This is a genomic window from Alteripontixanthobacter muriae (genome assembly GCF_013336795.1).
Lineage (GTDB): Bacteria > Pseudomonadota > Alphaproteobacteria > Sphingomonadales > Sphingomonadaceae > Pseudopontixanthobacter > Pseudopontixanthobacter muriae.
The window spans coordinates 1-1,036 of the sequence record NZ_JAAFZT010000033.1; the positions used below are offsets into that span (position 1 = coordinate 1).

General features: G+C 56.6%; 1 protein-coding gene. It reads right to left on the reverse strand.

Annotated elements, in window-relative coordinates:
* Positions 1–11: 11 nt before the first annotated feature.
* Positions 12–1,036, reverse strand: a 1,025-nt coding sequence (locus G7A66_RS09930; RefSeq protein WP_174295532.1) for a DUF1996 domain-containing protein, incomplete at its 5' end; no start/stop codon positions are given.

The window sequence follows — 1,036 nt, forward strand, 5'->3', positions numbered from 1 at the left end:
GATCGAGCCCGTCAATGGTGTGCCATGGCAGCAGTTCGTTCCGGCACCGGCAGGCGTTGCGCCTTCTTGGCCATGAGCTCTTGATAGAGGGCCCCTTGCATCATTATCTGTCCATCGCCGAGATCGCCGCTGGAGCAGCTTAGAAGTTTGTCGATACAGGCCGCCATCCAGCGGTCTAGGATCGTATCTTCCCAGCCCATGAAATAGTCGGTGTGGAAACTCTGCCCTCTGGGACCATCCGGAGTCATCACATGATCGCTAGCCAGATGCCACGTCGCCGGCCGGTCTCCTTCCTTGATCGTATAGATCGACTGATTTGTGTAGACGGGGATGTGATACGGATGTGTGTCTGGACAACCAGCGCTGCCACCGTACGACATATGTGAACGGTGATCGGGGCTGTCGAGGTTCTTACCGTCCCAGCAGTAAGGTGATTGGACAGAGATATCTAGCTGCATGCCCACTGTGCACGGAGCAAGTGCTTCCTCCATGGTCTCCATCCAGTCAGTAACGTTGCGCGAACCGTTGATACACTTGAACAAAGGCGCTTTATCAGGCCAACCGAAAATGAACTTCAAACCACGGGGCACATCTACTGGGATATCCCCCTTCTCCACAAACCATGGATCGTTTGCTGGCCGACGCTTGTAGTAGATGTTGTTGTAGTCCGGCACGACGACCTGCTGCGTTCCATCCGCTAGCGTCTGGAGCATGGCGGGTTGCCAATAGGCCGAACGGTTCAGCGCATTGTTGCAGGTGCTGTCACCGCTCGTGCGCAGAGACTCATAGGTCGAGTTGGAATTTGCACCGGTGTTACCGAAAAAGTGGTGCAGGTGGGACTCACCGGGACGCCCCGGCATCACGATAGGATCATCATAAAGGTAGTGGCTCGGTGCACAAAGGAAGCGAAACGCCCCTACGACGTCAGGCTTACCCGAGCCGGCCAGCCGCATAGGACCTAGAAACGAAGGGACATCCAGCCCTGACGCCACCATCTGCGCCTCCACTGTGCCGTCCGGATTGGTGACAAGCGCAG